We start from the raw sequence: 17,648 nt of genomic DNA on the forward strand, positions 1-17,648 counted from the left end.
GTGATCCCATGTTTATATGATTCCAGAGAAACAAAGTTCAACCACAACGGCATCGGAAAACTGGCAGATGCACAGTCTTGTACCGTAACGGAAAAGCGAAATGGAAGCTATGAGCTGAAGCTCATCTGTCCGGCAGATGGCATCCATGCCGAAATGCTGGAGGAGGGAAATATCATCCTTGCCAAACCATCCGATACGATGCAGCCGCAGCCGTTCCGAATCTACAAGATCACGACTCCGATCGATGGAAAGCTGGAAGTGCAGGCACGGCATATTTCCTATCAGCTCAACTTTATTACAGTTTCCCCGTTCTCAGTGAGTGGGTGCGCAGGAGCGGTGCAGGGGCTAAAAAGCCATGCGGCTTCCGACTGTCCATTCTCAGTTTGGACAGATGTGGCATCCAGTGCGATGTTTACTGTGTCCGTTCCGGCATCTTTCCGTAACTGTCTGGGCGGTATGGATGGCTCGGTATTGGATACTTTTGGAGGAGAGTTCGAGTGGGATCGCTACACAGTCAAGTTTCACAGAGCCAGAGGTGCGGACCACAACGTTCATATCGTCTACGGCAAAAATCTGACGGATTTCAAGATGGAGAAATCCATCGAGAATACCATTACAGGAGTGCATCCGTACTGGGTAGACAACGAAACGCAGGCGGTTATGGAACTGCCGGAAAAAGTGGTCATGGTCAGCCGAAAATCTGTGCCGTATCAGAAGATTACGGTGCTGGACTGCACCAGTGCCTTTCAGGAAAAGCCATCGGAAGCGGCTCTGCGAGAGTATGCACAGGACTATATTGATACGACCAGCCTGACAGAACCGGAGGTCGACATTAAAATCGACTTCATTCAGCTTTGGAATACACCCGGATATGAGGATGTTGTACAGGCAGAACAGGTCTCGCTCTGTGATACGGTTCATGTGTATATCTCGAAGCTGGGCATTGAAGCCAGTTCCAAGGTTACAGAAACCGAATATGACTCGCTTTTGGAACGGTACAACAGCATCACACTGTCAAATTCCACGGTCAACAGCCGAAATTCTTCCCTGACAAGCTCCCTTAACAGTATCCGAAATACAGCAACCGCCGCATACGATACCGCAGTCCGTGTGGAAACAGCAGTGGGAGAGCAGATGGGCGGCATTTCGGCCTCCATTATCTATGATGGTGCGCTGTTTGCTGCACTGTTCGGCCTTCATTATAAGAATGAGACGGACAGTAAGGGAAATACGACTCGGTACGCATTCAACGCAGCAACCCTGAAACAATCAACGGCTGCGTGGAAGAATAGCCCAGCCGGATTTTTTGTTTCCACAGATGGCGGGAAGACATGGGGATATGGCTGGGAGTCAGATGATTCCGCAGTCAAAACAGCAATCCTGCTGGAGCAGACACTCAAGGAACTGGACGACCGTTACAAGAAAGCAGCCGAGCTTTCCGAGGAGTTGCTGGAGGAACTGGATGAGCGGTACAAAACAGCGACCGCTATTTCTGTTGAACTTCAGAAAACACTCGATCAGCGGTATGAAACGGCAAAGAAGCTGTCCAAAGAACTGTATGAGGAACTGGATAAGCGGTATAGCACCCTAACAGAAATCTCAGAAGATCTGCAGAAGGAGTTGGATGAGAGATGGCGGCTATGCCACCAGCCACACCTATGTGCAGAATCTCTGCAATATCATCGAACGCTGGAACCTGACACAGTATAATGCCTCAGCCCAGAACCAGGGAGGTAACATCTCTGGCTGGTATCGTGTGCGTAAGAGCTGGCAGAATGCAGCTTCCCAGAAAGGGGCGTTCCATGATCTGTCCTATGCGAAGCAGTGTGCGGATGCGAATCCGGGGTATACGGTTTTTGATCCGGCCGGCAAGGCGGTCTATCCTGTGAACCAGACTGCATCTGTGCCGTATGCGGTTCGAGTGTCTATCAATGACCTCAACATCCGTAAAGGACCAGGCACAAACTACGGCAAGACCGGTTATTACACCGGAAGGGGCGTGTTCACCATCGTGGCAGAATCTGCGGGTGCTGGTTCTGTGAAAGGCTGGGGCAAGCTGAAATCCGGTGCAGGCTGGATCGCACTTGACTTCGCAGCACGTATCTGACCTTCATGGGCTTTCCTGAAAAGGAGAGCCTTTTACATACAACGCAATCGTCAGTTCTGCCCGATTATAGGGGCAGATATTCTACGATTTATAGTTCGGATATCACTTGCTATAAGTGCCGGATAGAGCAAATATGTCACTACCCGAAGATAGGAAAAGGCGGTGGCATTACCACACGTTTTCCTTTCGGAAGGAAAATCTGACGAAAGGAGAGGACGATATGGATTCAAATGCTTTTCTGAATGACTTGATGTCAAAGATGAAGCTGCCGGAAGCAAAAGGAAAGAAAAAGGCAGAACAGAGTGAATCAGTGGCGCAGATTCTTGCCGCCATGCAAAAGGTCAAGACTGAGAAAAAGAAGCCGCCTGTAACCAGCTACGCACCGACAAAAGAAATGCCGGTGAATGAGCTGGAGAGTATGGAAGAATTCTCCCAGCTCGCATCCGATGTGATGCAGGAATGCCGGCCGGCAATACCAGCGGTGAAAACATCAATTTCAGAGAAGACTGTTCGGGTCGCCGCATATATCCGTGTTTCCTCCACCAATCCGGCACAGGAGGATTCGTATGAAATGCAGGAACGCTACTTTATGTCACTCCTGGCAGGAAATGCAGGGTGGACATCCGCCGGCATTTATTCCGATCATGGCATTTCCGCAACAAGCAGGGAAGGACGGACAGGTTTCAACCGTTTGCTCCGACACTGCAAGCAGGGGAAGATTGACCGTGTGATCTGCAAGTCCATCAGCCGTTTTGCCCGAAACACGCAGGACTTTCTTGTGGCATTGCGGACCTTAAAGGAAAACAATGTCACGATCCTGTTTGAGCGGGAAGCGATGGATACAGCGGATGCTTACAGCGAGTTCATTCTTACTACGCTGGCTGCTATTGCCCAGGAAGAGAGTCGTTCGATTTCAGCAAACATTGCATGGAGCAATCAGAAACGGTTTCCGGCCGGAAATGTCTGCAACAAGGATATCTACGGATACGAATTCCGCAAAGGGGAGTATACAGTGAACGAGAACGGATACCGATACCGGGCAGTGTTCATCATCCCGGAAGAAGCAGAGATTGTTCGGATGGTGTTCCGGTTTTTTACAAAAGAAAAGCTGAGCTTCACACAGATCGCCCAGAAGCTGGATGCCCTGCATATCCCGCCGCCGAACAGCGGATGCAGACAGCGGCAAAAGCGGAAGCCGACTGTGCTGCCAGCTGGCGCACTAAAGGAAGAAGATAAGCGGGGGTGGACGGCAACGGATGTTCGGTACATGATCGCAAATGTTCGTTACTGCGGTTCCGTACTTTGTCAGAAGACCTACACCGATCACAGGAATGGGCATAAACAGAAGGTCAATAAGGGGGAAAAGCCGAAATACCTGATACGAAATCATCATCCGGCTATCATTTCGGAAGAATTGTGGCAGGAAGCACAGGAAGTCTGGAAGGCATACACGGCAAAGTATAGGGGCATCGAAAAGGGAAGAAACGAAAGAAACTATTCCAAGCTCCTGCTGTGTGGAGAATGCGGACGGTATTTTCAAGGCCATTCCACAACAAGGACAACCATCTGGCGGTGTGCGACGAAGCTCGCCCAGCAGGGACAGAAGCGCTGCCGAATGGAACCGATTTATGAAGAGCAGATCCAGACGCTGCTTTGCAAAGCATTTGCCGAAAAATTCAAGCTGGGTGAGAAGATGGATGCAGAAGTCCATGAGGTCATGCAGATGATCTCCAAAGCACCCATTGATAATGCGAGAAATCAGGCATTAAAGAACCTGACTGAGAAGCTGAGAGAGATCCATGATTTCGACCATATGGAGCAGGAAGGGGATTTTCTGAAACGCCAGCTGTCTGCAGTGAACTATAGCATTCGGGATGTCCACCAGCACATTCGGGATATTCAGGCGGAAAAAGAAGCATTGAAAGTGCGATGTGAGGTGCTGGGAGAACCGAGAGATAAAGAAGCAGTCACAGAGTTAGAAAACCGACTTCTCAATGAAGAAGAACAGCTGGAGAAGCTGGAACATGAAGCCCAGCAACAGGCCGAACAGGTTCGGTACATGGAAGATTACTGGAAGAAGCTGGAGCAGACCCATGAAATCCGGGAGAAAACGCTGCAATGGCTGGATTCTCTGGCGGGAGGGACGCAGATGTTTCTGGATGAAGCAGTTGGAACGTATGTGAAAGCCTTTGTGCTTTCCGTTACCATTTTTTCACCGAAACATTTTAGAATCCACTGGTTTGATGACACCTGTACGGAAGTGGAGTGTGATAGCGTATTTGAGGGCTATCAGCAGCCTGGCATGATAAGGAGGAAGTATTGATGAACAGACAAATGACACAAGGGACGGTTGCAAACAATGTGCAGGTGATTCCGGCAACGAAGCGGAGAGTGTCTGCCGGCGGTCAGCTGAAAAAGGCAAAGGACATCCGGGTTGCCGCTTACGGCCGTGTTTCAACCGATGAGCTTGCCCAGCAGACTTCGTATGAGGGGCAGAAAAGCTATTACACGAAGCTGATCAATGAAAAAGAAGGCTGGACTTTTGCCGGAATGTATGCAGATGAAGCAATCTCCGGCACCAACCGTAACCACCGCACCGAGTTTAATCAGATGATGCAGGATGCGCTGGACGGGAAGATCGATTACATCATTACAAAGTCCATTTCCCGATTTGCACGAAATACGGTCGATACGCTGAACTGCGTGAGACAGCTTCGGCAGTGTGACCCGCCAATCGGTGTGTACTTCGAAAAGGAGAACATCGATACGCTGGATGCATCTGGCGAATTGCTCCTGACCATCCTTTCAGCATTGGCACAGGAAGAGAGCAATTCGATCTCCAAGAATATCAGCTGGAGTATTCAAAAGCGGTTTCAGGAAGGGATTGCCTTTGGAAATCCACGGTCGGTCTACGGTTATACGGACGGTGAGACGAATAAGGACTGGGTCATTGTAGAAGAACAGGCCAAGGTGGTGCGGTTCATCTTCGATGAGTTCCTTCTGGGAAAATCTTCTTACAAAATTAGCAATGAACTGAATGAAAAGGGAATCCCTTCATCCAAAGGGACAAAATGGCAGAGCGAAAGTGTGGATTTTATCCTCCGGAATGAAAAATATGTTGGTGACTGCGAAATGCAGAAAACGGTTACCGTCGATTTCCTGAGCCACAAGACGATTCCAAACAATGGAGAAGCTCCGAAATTTTATGTGACGGACCACCATGTCCCGATTATCAATCGTGCGGTATGGATGCGGGCACAGGAAATTCTTGCACATAGAAAGAAAAACCGAACAAAAAAGAAGGATGAGAAGCGGGAAAAACGAGTGGGCAAGGATGTCTTTGATAACCTGGTATGCGGAAAGTGCGGAGCCCCCTTTTACCGCAGAACCCTGCAGGCAAGAGCAACGCACTTCGAGGATGACAGGTGTCTGGATGCCTGCCGCAGTGAGCTGTTGGCACAGGGCAGTTCGCCGGATGATTACTATGAACGATATTATTACACCTATCCCGTTTGGCGGTGCTCAAGTCTTAAGGATACCTCACCGACCAACGATGGGCCATTTATGGGAAAAGCAGACCCGGATGTTGCCTGGCATCCGATTTATATCGGCGAAGGGGATGCAAAGTGCCCTTCCCATTTTGTATACGAGACGGCGGTCAAGCAGAGCTTCATGGAAATGTTGTACGCCATCAAGCGCGACCATGAAGAAAACGGGGAGAACGCATGGATCGATTCGGAATTCCGGATGGTCTACCAGAAGGTGCAGGAGCACGTCGCAGAACGGGATTCTTCCAGAAAAACAGAACTGGATGAGCAGATTCTGCAGCTGGAGGAAAAAATGGCTCAGATGCAGGGGCGGCTGAAAGAAGCAGTAGAGCGTGGCCGCCAGAAAGCCAGCCCGGAGATTGATACCTACGAAAGACTGGTGGATGATCTGCGGGAACGTTTGAATGAGAAAATGGACGAACGGCAGCAACTCAGCCAGGAAGAACAGCTTCTTTCGGAGATGAAGCACAACTACGACTTTTTCATCCGCTGCCTGGAAGCCCTGCCCGAAATCAACAAGGCCGGCATGAAGCTGAATGTCAATGGTCTGGATACAGATGGAAGCTGCCTGCGTGACTTTGGCGGCAAGGCAAGGAGCAAAATCCTGAGTGATATCCGGCGTGGAAAAAGAAAGATGGGTGCAGACCGGGTGGAACAGGCTCCGGATTTCCTGGAATTTGAAAAGGGCGTTTACTTCGCATTCATCAAGGAAGGAATCGTTGACGGTGATGTGATCACCTACACGACGAATTTTGGAGTCAAGCTGACTAGCACCGGCAACAGCCGGACGCTGATGGCTTTCATCGGATTCCGCAGATGCAATCCGAATAAAACGGTCGAGGTGCTGATGGACGGCTGGCAGGTCAACGGACTCTGCATTCGGTACCATAGAGAAAAGAGAAAGGAAAAAACGGCACACACGCTGATGATCCGGAAACGGAAAGCACAAGAACGAGCATTGCTGGAGCAGGAAGCGTGATTTTGGGAACCCCACTGGATGAGACACTTTGTCTTGTCTGGTGGGGATTTTTTTGTTTTTGGAGGATTTTTTTTCCGAACCCATTGCTATGTGCAAAATTCTGCTATATGTTGAGAGTACAGAAATACACATAGCAGGAGAGAACGACATGAAGAGATTAGCATGGCTTTCAGTAGAAGATTATGCAGCGACCCAGATGGAGTTGGTGGTCGTGAGTGCAATGAAAGGGTATCTGCGGCGGATGCCGGAGAAAGAAGCATTTAAAAAAGTAGAGGCTATCCTTGACCCGAAGGTAATCCGGTTAGCCGGTGATGATGGCGCACCGATGCCTATACAAAGCAATGTTGACGGAGCAAAGCTCGCTGCGTTCATCGCTGCGGCCGTAGCAGACAGCATCAGGGAGCTGGAGAAGAGAGAAGATGACTTGTCAAAAGCTGGTGTGACCATGCTAGAGAACGTGGATGGCAAGAGCATGGTGGAGCAGATGAGTCCCCAGTTTTTGGAATTCGTGCTGGATGCGTATAGGAGCTTGAGATGGGTCAGAAGTTAATAGAAAGTTCAAAAGAAAATTTTCAAAACCAGTTGATAAAAAGCTGTTTATCGAGTATACTATGAGTAGGAAAGTAGGCGACATCCTGCTGGTGTGGCTGACACCTTAAATCCGATAGTGAATCCGGATGTATAGGCCGGAGGGTTGGCAGGCAACGATAAAACCTGATAGCGAATCCAGACGTATGGGCTGGAGTGTTGGCGGACAACGATAAAATCAGTCATAAAGGGAGGCGCACAGCACTGCGGTGTTGTAGTCTCCCTTTAAATTTTGCATAAATGAATTGGAATATACAGCATGGGAAAGAAGTACACAAAGAAAGAGGCAGTTTCGATAGCAATATCAGCGGCGAGGCTGTACAAAGATAATTTTGTTGGAAAGCGGTTACTCTTTGTAGTTACCGATAAGCATAAGAAGGTTTCATCGCTTGAGGTTGGATTTGATGCTAGTAACTTTCATCATCTGACTGGACTGGAACTTACAAATAGTGCATGGTCGCATCTCGATTTTTATAATTTCTGTATTGATGGTCGCTTGAAAGAAACCGATATTGAATTTGCGGGAAAAGGAACGACACATCAAAAACTGGCGGTTTTGCCTTTTGCCTTTAAACACGCTAACTTGTCTGCAAGCATGATGGGAAATTTTAATAATTCACATCCGTTGTTATACACTGAAAAACTTGTTGGCGGTGTAAAATGGGCACTTGGTTTCCGTGATGTTACAGGAACTGGAGATTATGTCCCAGATACATTACTTGAGGGAGATATCCGTGACAATATAAAGGACTCTTACAGAATTATTGCTACATATATAAAAGGTGCAGATGAGAGTGTGTTTAGTCAAATTATCTATCGAGCCAAAAAGATAGATTATGATAAACTCAAATACCCGGATGATTGGGACTCTTTGCCGCGACTAGAAGCGGAAGATAACAGCAGTGTAGACAATACCAAATAGCATAGGTAAAAATGATCTTTATGTCGGGGCAGAGACACAAAACCTGTCCGAGAGATCGGAACGAAGATTGAAAACTCGTTCACTAGCCCACTGGCGCACTGTGTAATTCTTACATGGTACGCTGGTGGGCTTCTTTTTTTGCCTCATCCCGCATGAACCACAGACAGCACCCCGGCATGCTCCGAAGTGCAGTTGTGGCTTATGCGGGTTTTTGTGTTATGTGGTCAACGGGTTACAAAATCATACTCCCAATCCGTATAAAATCGCTTTCAGTTCCTTTACCATTCGGGTAAGAATCTCCTGCTCAAGTGTGTTGCAGTCCAAAAGCAGACGGTGAATCTCGGAATCGGCAGTGGAAGCCGAGTGTGTCAGACTGTCTACGAGAAGGTCGTCTGCTGATACGTTCAGTGCATTTGCGATATCAACCAGAGTATCCAGGCTCGGACGGTTGATAGCTGCTTCAATAACACTGATGTGTTTTCGGGTCATGTTAAGCTGTTCCCCAAGAGCCTCTTGCGTGATACCAGTTTGTTTGCGGGCGTTTGAAATACGCTTGCCCAAAGCTTCATAATCAATGGCCATGTGTGGTCCTCCTTATGTTTACCCGCATAAGGCTGTAACAATTATCCCGTAGAGAAAAATACATAGCAACTGGTTATAGAAGAGTTTAAGACCGCAAAAGCTCACACCCCTATCTGCTGTGTGGTCTTAGCCCATTTTGCTACATAGCAGGTAGCAAAACATGAAACGTGCTACATGATAGGTAGCAGTCAAATCATCAATCAAACCTTATAATATAAATGTAGAAAAGACTGCACATGGAAAGGAACGATGATGACGAGCAAAGGAGAAAAAGGGATTCTTACATTATATAGTGATGTACAGGCGACTTCTGTTCGTTGGCTGTGGTATCCGTTCATAGCAGTTGGGAAGATTACATTGCTGCAAGGCGACCCCGGCGATGGTAAGTCCACAATGATGATGAATCTGATAGCAGAGTTATCCAAAGGCGGAAAGCTGCCGGATGGCAAAGCAGTTGGATTATCACAGAGGGTCATTTACCAGTGTTCAGAAGATGGTGTGTCAGATACCATCAAGCCCCGGCTGGAAAAGTGTGGGGCAGATTGTGGGAATGTGGCTTTTATAAATGAAGAAACATACAGTGGCCTGACACTGGATGATGAACGCATCCGGCAGGCTATTATAGAATTTCGGCCACGGCTTGTGGTTATTGACCCGATACAGGCTTATCTCGGAAGTGATTCTGATCTTCAGATTGCAGGCAGAGCCAGAAAGCTGATGCAGCGTCTTGGTATGTGGGCATCTGTATATGATTGCGCCATTGTGCTGATCGGTCACCTCAACAAAAAAGAGGGAACAAAAGGCCTGTATCGGAGCCTTGGCAGTATTGATGTGGTGGCGGCCGCCCGGAGTGTCCTGCAGGTGGAGCGAGATCCAAAGAACACAGATGTCCGTATCGTCCGGCAGATAAAAAACAGTCTGGCTCCGTCAGATGGAGAAATCAAATTTTCGATAACAGCGGAGCAGGGCTTCCAATGGCTGGAATGTGAAATAGCACAGGACCCGGCAGCAGAGCCGGAAACACCAGTATTTGAATCAAAGTCTGAAAAAGCAGCCTACCTGATTAAGAAGCTGCTTTCAGAAGATGATATGAGATCCAGAGAAATCTATATGCGGTTGAGCGACGAAGGTATCAGCCGTAGAACAGCAGAAAATACAAAGAAAGAACTCGGCATCCGAAGTTATCGGAAGATGCGCCAGTGGTATTGGAGCATAAAACCGGGGGAATGAGAGGAACTATAGAATGAGCAGTGGAACAGAAGTGATAGATCGTAAGCAGAGAATTAGAGACCGATATAGAGGCGTGGATACTTCCGAACTGGAGGTTATCCCGGCCAAAATTGTGGAGGGGCTTGGAGAAAGCACCTCTATTCGTCGTGTCGCTGCCTATGTACGTGTTTCCACTGACAATGATGAACAGACCTCCTCGTATGAGCTTCAGAAAAATTATTATACGGACTACATTAAGGCCCAACCCGGCTGGGAGTTTGTTGGCATTTATGATGATGAAGGAATCAGCGGCACTTCGCTGGCACACCGCAAAGGAATGCAGCAGCTGATCGAGGATTGTAAGGCGGGAAAGATTGACCTGATTCTTACAAAGTCCATCGCCCGTTTTGCCAGAAATATCGTTGACTGCCTTTCTGTTATCGAAACGCTGAAGAATCTTGACCCACCCGTAGGGGTAAAATTTGAAGCGGATAATATCTACACCCTGGACAGTAACGGACGCATGATTCTGACGATTCTGGCATCCGTGGCAGAGGAAGAATCCCATTCCAAATCAATTATCATGAACTGGTCCATTGATCGCCGGTTCAGCCGTGGACTTTTCCTTACGCCGGCGTTGCTTGGATATGACCAGGATGAGGATGGCAACCTTGTGGTGAATCAGGATGAGGCTCAGACAGTAAAGGTCATTTATTACCTGTACCTGAATGGATTTTCGCTAAAGGATATTGCGGAACTTCTGACAGATTACGAGCGGAAGACGAAGCTGGGAAACACGGAATGGAATCCGGGCACGATTGCCGGAATCATTGCAAATGAACGCCATTGTGGGGATGTGCTGGCGAGAAAGACTTTCACACCAAACTTCCTTACGCACAAGGCAAAGAAGAACAACAATGATCGAACGCAGTACCGTCAGCGGGACCATCACGAGGCGATTGTTTCCAGAGATGTTTTCAATGCGGCCAATCATCTGCGCGCATCCCGGACGTATAAAAAGAAAAATCATCCGTTGCCAGTTTTGAGTGTGGTAGATGATGGCATCCTTCGCGGATATGTGCCTTTTGATAAGGATTGGACAGGTTTCTCGGCAGAGGAATACCGGGAAGCATCCGAAAGCGTCATGCGGGAAAAACAGTCCAACACGGTAGAAGTAAGGAATCGTCTGGATCTTACTGGCTATGAAGTAGTCCGGGCACAGTATTTTGCAACCTTGCAGAATCCGGCGATGACAATTTCAAACGGAAGGCTGCGTTTTAATGCTGCCTGTCTGAAAAAGTTTGATGATGTGGAGTATGTAGAATTGCTTCTGAATTCAGTTGACAGATGTATTGCCATTCGGCCGTGCGAAAAGAGCAATCCGAATGCAATCCGCTGGGGCAGATTGAAAGAAGGACGCTGGTGTGCAAATACCCTTGGGTGCCGAGGACTGGCAAAGGCTCTTTTTGACATTATGGAGTGGGACGAAGATTTGAAATACCGCTTCCGTGGTCAGCTTGTGGAGCAGGGAGGCGATAAGCTGATGCTCTTTGAACTCGATCAGCCGGAGATGATCAAGGTGGAGGAAATCGTCCTGCCACCTAAGGAGGAAGAATCGGAAGGCGAAACAGTTAAAAAGACGATTTATATTTTCCCACCGGAATGGGCGGGGACTTTTGGCCAGCCAATCACGAGCGTCGCACAGATTGGTATTTTGCAGCAGGAGCATTATGCCGGCAATTGGGATGTACTTCGGCCGGCATCAGAAATTAAGGAAATGAACATTTTTACCGCAGATAGTCTAAATACACTGCTCCATGAAGCGGAAGAAATAATGGAAGGATGGGTTGACATAGATGGAGGAAAACAAAACGTTGATGCCGCCGAAGGAGCAGGCATTAGAGACTGAAAGAGATGCAAAGGCTGAAGAACTGGAGAGCACTTTTTCATATGATGGGTATCAAGTGGTGCGAAAAGAACTGTTCGCTCACCTCCGGGACCCGGCAATTGTGATTCGAAAAGACAGTATCACATTCAACACAGCCTGCATCAGTGGGCTGGAAGATGTGGTTTATGTACACGTCATGTTCAACAGTGACTTGAAGCGTATCGTTGTACGCGGCTGTGATGAAAATGATAAGGATGCTTTGCGTTGGTGTATTGCGAAGCCGGACAAGCGAAAGAGCAGAAAGATGTCCTGTAAACCATTTTCAGAATTGGTTTATAACGAGATGGGCTGGGATAGTGACTGCCGCTATAAGATACTGGGGTATCGAATCAACTTTGAAGGAGAGACCTTGTATGTTTTTGACCTTCTCGTGCCAGAAATTTTCCACGAAGGTCAGAAACGGAAGAAAGGGGAAAGTGCGTCACAATCAGAGGAAACAAAGCCTGTAAATACCAGGAAGGGATTTTACCCGGATGATATTGCGGGCACTTTTGGCGTGCCTGTAGAAGAGCACCTGAAAGAATCAGAAGTGAAGCAAATAGATGGATATGTGTCGATGAGCATCCTGACGGGGAAGGCCCCCGGTACCAGTGCGGATTAGAAGGATGAAAAGAAACCAAGGGGGAAGTGCGCCCATTTTTAGGAGGAGGTGAGTAGATTGCAGGAACAGAAAATATGGCACGCCGGTGTTCTCGGTATGACATTAAACGTGGATGAAGGACGGATCACGATTTTTCGCAGCACTCTTGAAACGCTCGGCTGGCCGTCACACTATCGGTTTTTATACAATCCCCAAATGAATCAGATCGCCGTGCAGGTATGCAGTGCGGCAGATGCAGGAGCTCATCGGGTGGGTAAATTGAATGAGCTCAGCAGCTGTGAGATCAAGTGCGTGGCCTTCGTGCGAATGGTTTATAAAAATGCCCAATGGGATAAGCGCAGATCTTACCGCATGATTGGAAATCCGTTCCCTGAGCAGAGGCTGGTCAGCTTTCAAATTCAAGAAGCACTGCCTATTGAAAATGGAAGAGTGCTGGACGGAACAGGAAGCCCCACGTTTGCCCTGTGTCGGGCAGAAGGGTCTCCATCGCAAAACAATCCCACCCCGGAAGAAAAAGCCGACAGTGGGGCAATGTGAGGGGCGTGTGGCGAAGCAAAGGAAAAGGCTGGATCAGAAAAAAAGAATATCCGAAATAAAAGAAGCCCACTTGGTTACCATCCGGCTTGCTTAAAGCGTAGCAGGCAGGAACGGAAACCAGGTGGGTTTTTTTCAACAATCAAATAAGTGAGCTTTTGCACCGATATTTAGGTCATCAATTTTCGAGTTGATGGCCTGTTTTTTGCGCCTGAAAACATAGAAGCACTATATGTAGTAGCTGGTGATTATTTTATGCCGATATATTGTATTTTGCCGAAGAGATGCGTAGTAAAGGAAGTTCCTGTATCCGAATGGCGGATCAGAAGCAGGAATCCGCCGATATTTAGTCTGACGCCTAAAGCGTCTGGAAGCACGTGATTTTAGTCGTGTGAGGATAGAGTTTTAATTCACATTGTGATATACTGGGAGTAGAGGCTCCCTGTGCTGTTCTGATAATCACACACCTATTCGTGGTGAGCAGCAGGCAAGGAGATGCTGTAGTAAAAATCCCCTGTTGTGTATTTATCAAAAATCTACTATAATAACCACGTGAGGAGACAGAAATATCCGAAACAGAATGAGAGGAATTAAGAAATGAGAGCGGAAGTTGTGGCAATGGATGCAGAGCATCTTAATATGGAAGCCATACAGAAAGCAGGAAAGATACTGAAGGAGGGCGGTCTTGTCGCTTTTCCGACAGAGACTGTCTACGGACTTGGGGGAAATGCCCTGGATTCGGCGGCATCAATGAAGATTTATGCGGCCAAGGGCAGACCGTCGGACAATCCCCTGATCGTGCATATCGCGGATCTTAAAGATCTGGCAAGGATCACGACAGAGATTCCGGAGGGTGCACAGATCCTTGCGAAGAAATACTGGCCGGGACCGCTGACCATGATCCTTCCGAAGGCGGATGTTGTGCCGAAGGAGACGACGGGAGGTCTGGACAGTGTGGCGGTGCGTTTTCCGAGTGACCGTATCGCGCAGGAACTGATAAAGGCAGCGGGTGGCTTTGTGGCGGCACCGAGTGCCAATACATCCGGAAGACCGAGTCCGACGATGGCGGAGCATGTGGAGGAAGACCTGGGAGATGCGATTGAGATGATCATTGATGGCGGACAGGTTGGAATCGGACTGGAATCTACGATCGTAGATTTCACAGAGGATGTCCCGGTGGTTTTGAGACCGGGGTATATTTCGCTGGAGATGTTGAGAGAGGTTCTGGGTGAGGTCCGCATGGACAAGGGACTTCTGATCACTGACAGCAGTGTCCGGCCGAAGGCTCCGGGAATGAAATATCGTCATTATGCGCCGAAGGCGGATTTGTCGATCGTGGAAGGACCGCAGGAAGAAGTGATCGATTGTATTAACCGGCTGACCAGAGAGGCCGCAGCGAAGGGGCTGAAGGCAGGTATTATTGCGACGGATGAAACGAGGGCGCAGTATGCCAGTGGGCTGGTTTTGAGTATCGGCAGCCGGGAAGAGGAGGAGACGATTGCACATCATCTGTATGAGGTCCTCAGGGATTTTGACGAGGCGGATGTGAATGTGATCTATTCGGAGGCTTTTTATACGCCGAGAATGGGACAGGCGATCATGAACCGGCTTCTTAAGGCGGCCGGACATAAAATAATTAAAACACAGGAGGAATTGTGATGATAGCATTAGGATGTGACCATGGCGGTTATGAACTGAAGCAGGAGATTATTAAGTATTTGGAGGAGCACAATCTGGAATACAAGGATTTCGGATGTGACAGTATGGATTCTACAGATTATCCGATCTATGCGAAGCGTGTAGCGATCGCAGTGCAGAGTGGAGACTGTGAGAAGGGAATCCTGGTTTGTGGTACAGGAATCGGAATCTCTATTACTGCAAATAAATTCAAGGGAATCCGTGCGGCACTGTGTTCAGACTGCTTCAGTGCAGAGGCAACAAGACTTCATAACAATGCAAACATTCTGGCAATGGGAGGAAGAGTTGTCGGACCTGGACTGGCGATCAAGATCGTGGATACCTTCCTGAATACTCCATTTTCAGAGGATGAGCGTCATATCCGCAGAATCAAAATGATCGAAGAGGATACAGATATCGCGGATGTAAATCCGGAGATCTGAGGGTACTGAATAATTACGTAGACAATTACTGCCGGCTTCCTGGGATTTTATGAGGAAGCCGGTATTTGTGAGAAAGGGGCTTTTTACAATGGCAGTACATATTCAGAAACGACAGGGGTATATTTCGTGGGATGAGTATTTTATGGGTGTGGCGATTCTTTCAGGAATGAGATCAAAGGATCCGAATTCGCAGGTGGGTGCCTGCATTGTCAGCGAGGACAATAAGATCCTGTCGATGGGATACAACGGGTTTCCGAATGGATGCTCGGATGATGAATTTCCGTGGGCGAGAGAGGGAGAACCGCTGGAGACGAAGTATTTGTATGTGACGCACAGTGAGCTGAACGCGATCTTGAACTATCGTGGAGGAAGTCTGGAGGGCGCAAAGCTTTATGTTTCTTTGTTTCCGTGTAATGAATGTGCCAAGGCGATCATCCAGGCTGGAATCAAAACCGTCATATATGACTGCGACAAATACGAACACACACCGTCTGTGATCGCATCCAAGAGGATGCTGGATGCAGCAGGGGTGAGATATTATAAATACAATCGAACAGGAAGAAAGATAAATTTAGATGTTTAATTTTAATAAAGGGGAAGAGAAAAGAGAAAGAGAAACGGGAAAATCTGAAAATGCAAAATGCAGGGGTGTATTTCGGATTTTAAGTAATATACTTCTGGCAGTGACGCCGATCATTGTGTTTGAAATTGTACAGATGATAACGGTGCTGAGTGTGAGATACAAGATGTCCCAGTTAAGAACAGCCAGACAGGTCGTAACACGTCTGTTTTCAATGGAAGTGAAATATCAGCTGTATAATCTTGTTATATATTATGCACTTTTTGCGGTTATGATCCTGATTTTCAGAAAGGCTAAAGTAGCGGCAGTGGTATATACTGTTGCACTGGTGACGGCTGCGCTGGTAAATTATTATGTGATCATGTTCAGAGGCCAGCCGTTTATGCTTCTGGATATAGTGGGAATGGGAACTGCGGCGGAGGTCGTTGGGGAATATCAGTTCCGGATGCCGAAGCTTCTGGCGCTGACGATGGTCGCGGTGTTGTGTTTCCTTGTGACCCAGCTGATATTTCAGAGATTTGAACTGGGAGACAAAAGTGCCAGAAACAGGATCATGCGCTGGGGTGTTCTGGGGTTTGTTGCGATTGCATTATGGCAGTCTTATCCGAAAATACAGAAGATGGAGAATGTACTTTTGTGGTCCGTCAACAGTGATCATATAAACAAGGGCTATATGTATACGTTGCTCAGGGAGCTGAGATATTTTACTGTTGAGAAACCGGAAGGATATTCAGCGGACGCAGTGGATGCGATCGCGGAGAAATATACGGAAGACACAGAAGATACAGAGACTGTACAGGCGGATAAAGAAACCGTGCAGGCGACAAATATCATTATGATTATGAATGAGAGTCTTGTGGATTTTGAAGATGTTGGTGATCTTAAGGCGAACAAGGAGATCCTTCCGTATATCAGGAGTATGAATAAGAACGTAAAGTATGGACAGATGCATGTACCAACGTTTGGTGGAGGAACGGCAAGATCGGAGTATGAGGCTCTGACAGGAAACAGTATCCAGTTTCTTCCGTCGGGAAGTGTTCCGTATCAGCTCTATGTCAGAGATCCGGAATATGGTATGGCAGATATCCTGAAAGCGCAGGGGTATCAGACGATTGCGATGCACCCGCACAAGGCTGCAAACTGGAACCGCGAAAAGGTCTATAAGAGTATGGGATTTGACCAGTTTTTCAGTATTGAGAACTGGGGCGAAGAAATGGACAGGCTGAGGAATTACTGCAGTGATCAGTCTCTGTATAACAGGATCATTGATTTATATAACAGCAAAGAAAAGGATCAGAAGAATTTTATATTCTGTGTAACGATGCAGAATCATGGCGGATACACGGAAGAGAGAAGTGCCGGATATGAGCCGGATGTAAAGCTGGATTATGACGGGGAATATACGCTGGCGGAGATGTATTTATCTCTGGCAAGACAGTCAGATGAGGCTTTTAAGAACCTGATCGGATATTTCGAAAAGGTAGACGAACCTACGATGATCGTTATGTTTGGAGATCACTGGCCGAAACTGGAAGATGGATTTTATTCCAAAGTACTGGGAAAAAATACGGCAGCTCTGAGTCTGACGGAGAAGCAGAAGGAGTATCAGACTCCATATGTGATCTGGACAAACTATGATTCCGAGACAGAGACAGAAGATTTCAGTTCCAATTATCTTGGAAGCTATGTTCTGAAGCTGGCGGGTGTGGAACTGCCTGCTTATAATCAGACGATCCTCAAGATAAAGGAGAAGCTTCCGGTCATTGGAATGGGAGCATACTGCGACGAAGAGGGTAACTGGTATTCTGAGGAGGAGCTTCCGAAGGAGTATCAGGATCTGGTATCAGAATACAAGATCATGCAGTACAATGATCAGTTTGAGAAAGTGGATCTGAGGGAAAATTTATTCAGGATAGGATTAAAATAGGCT

The 17,648-nt window shown here is 47.6% G+C and carries 15 protein-coding genes; 14 read left to right on the forward strand and 1 reads right to left on the reverse strand.

The features are described from left to right. The 6 genes from GT674_RS01310 to GT674_RS01335 all read left to right on the forward strand — a co-directional run bounded on the left by GT674_RS01310 (position 1) and on the right by GT674_RS01335 (position 8,144). Entirely contained in the window at positions 1-1,710 is a 1,710-nt protein-coding gene (locus GT674_RS01310; protein ID WP_161283995.1) for a phage tail spike protein, read from the forward strand. After that, entirely contained in the window at positions 1,625-2,107 is a 483-nt protein-coding gene (locus tag GT674_RS01315) for a hypothetical protein (RefSeq protein WP_161283996.1), read from the forward strand. Before GT674_RS01310 ends, GT674_RS01315 begins: the two co-directional genes overlap by 86 nt. A gap of 220 nt (positions 2,108-2,327) precedes the next feature. Beyond that, entirely contained in the window at positions 2,328-4,430 is a 2,103-nt protein-coding gene (locus GT674_RS01320) for a recombinase family protein (protein ID WP_161283997.1), read from the forward strand. Next, positions 4,430-6,634: a recombinase family protein gene (locus GT674_RS01325; protein ID WP_161283998.1), complete on the forward strand. Its 2,205-nt coding sequence runs from the start codon at positions 4,430-4,432 to the stop codon at positions 6,632-6,634. Before GT674_RS01320 ends, GT674_RS01325 begins: the two co-directional genes overlap by 1 nt. A 148-nt stretch (positions 6,635-6,782) precedes the next feature. Then, positions 6,783-7,184, forward strand: a complete 402-nt coding sequence (locus GT674_RS01330) for a hypothetical protein (protein ID WP_161283999.1) — start codon at positions 6,783-6,785, stop codon at positions 7,182-7,184. Positions 7,185-7,481: 297 nt separating this feature from the next. Continuing rightward, positions 7,482-8,144 carry a PBECR4 domain-containing protein gene (locus tag GT674_RS01335; protein ID WP_161284000.1) on the forward strand — a complete coding sequence of 221 codons (663 nt, stop codon included), beginning with the start codon at positions 7,482-7,484 and terminating at the stop codon, positions 8,142-8,144. A gap of 240 nt (positions 8,145-8,384) precedes the next feature. Here GT674_RS01335 and GT674_RS01340 read toward each other — a convergent pair whose 3' ends face one another. Further along, the gene (locus GT674_RS01340; RefSeq protein ID WP_161284001.1) at positions 8,385-8,726 is read right to left on the reverse strand and encodes a helix-turn-helix domain-containing protein; all 342 of its coding nucleotides are present in this window, start codon (positions 8,724-8,726) and stop codon (positions 8,385-8,387) included. Positions 8,727-8,975: 249 nt separating this feature from the next. Between GT674_RS01340 and GT674_RS01345 the strand changes: the two genes are divergently transcribed. The 8 genes from GT674_RS01345 to GT674_RS01380 all read left to right on the forward strand — a co-directional run bounded on the left by GT674_RS01345 (position 8,976) and on the right by GT674_RS01380 (position 17,645). Then, the gene (locus tag GT674_RS01345; protein ID WP_161284002.1) at positions 8,976-9,956 is read left to right on the forward strand and encodes an AAA family ATPase; all 981 of its coding nucleotides are present in this window, start codon (positions 8,976-8,978) and stop codon (positions 9,954-9,956) included. 13 nt (positions 9,957-9,969) lie between these two features. Then, on the forward strand, positions 9,970-11,844 hold the full coding sequence (locus GT674_RS01350; RefSeq protein ID WP_161284003.1) for a recombinase family protein: 1,875 nt from the start codon (positions 9,970-9,972) through the stop codon (positions 11,842-11,844). Beyond that, complete coding sequence (locus tag GT674_RS01355) at positions 11,792-12,484, forward strand: integrase (RefSeq protein ID WP_161284004.1); 693 nt, start codon at positions 11,792-11,794, stop codon at positions 12,482-12,484. Before GT674_RS01350 ends, GT674_RS01355 begins: the two co-directional genes overlap by 53 nt. Before the next feature lie 57 nt (positions 12,485-12,541). Beyond that, positions 12,542-13,021 carry a hypothetical protein gene (locus GT674_RS01360; protein WP_161284005.1) on the forward strand — a complete coding sequence of 160 codons (480 nt, stop codon included), beginning with the start codon at positions 12,542-12,544 and terminating at the stop codon, positions 13,019-13,021. A gap of 594 nt (positions 13,022-13,615) precedes the next feature. Next, the gene (locus GT674_RS01365) at positions 13,616-14,677 is read left to right on the forward strand and encodes an L-threonylcarbamoyladenylate synthase (RefSeq protein ID WP_161284006.1); all 1,062 of its coding nucleotides are present in this window, start codon (positions 13,616-13,618) and stop codon (positions 14,675-14,677) included. Continuing rightward, positions 14,677-15,138 carry a ribose 5-phosphate isomerase B gene (gene rpiB, locus GT674_RS01370; RefSeq protein WP_161284007.1) on the forward strand — a complete coding sequence of 154 codons (462 nt, stop codon included), beginning with the start codon at positions 14,677-14,679 and terminating at the stop codon, positions 15,136-15,138. Before GT674_RS01365 ends, rpiB begins: the two co-directional genes overlap by 1 nt. A gap of 88 nt (positions 15,139-15,226) precedes the next feature. Beyond that, positions 15,227-15,721 carry a deoxycytidylate deaminase gene (locus GT674_RS01375; protein WP_161284008.1) on the forward strand — a complete coding sequence of 165 codons (495 nt, stop codon included), beginning with the start codon at positions 15,227-15,229 and terminating at the stop codon, positions 15,719-15,721. After that, on the forward strand, positions 15,714-17,645 hold the full coding sequence (locus tag GT674_RS01380) for an LTA synthase family protein (protein ID WP_161284009.1): 1,932 nt from the start codon (positions 15,714-15,716) through the stop codon (positions 17,643-17,645). Before GT674_RS01375 ends, GT674_RS01380 begins: the two co-directional genes overlap by 8 nt. Positions 17,646-17,648: the final 3 nt, after the last annotated feature.

Origin of the sequence: Blautia sp. BIOML-A1, assembly GCF_009883055.1 — a bacterium.
GTDB lineage: Bacteria > Bacillota > Clostridia > Lachnospirales > Lachnospiraceae > Blautia_A.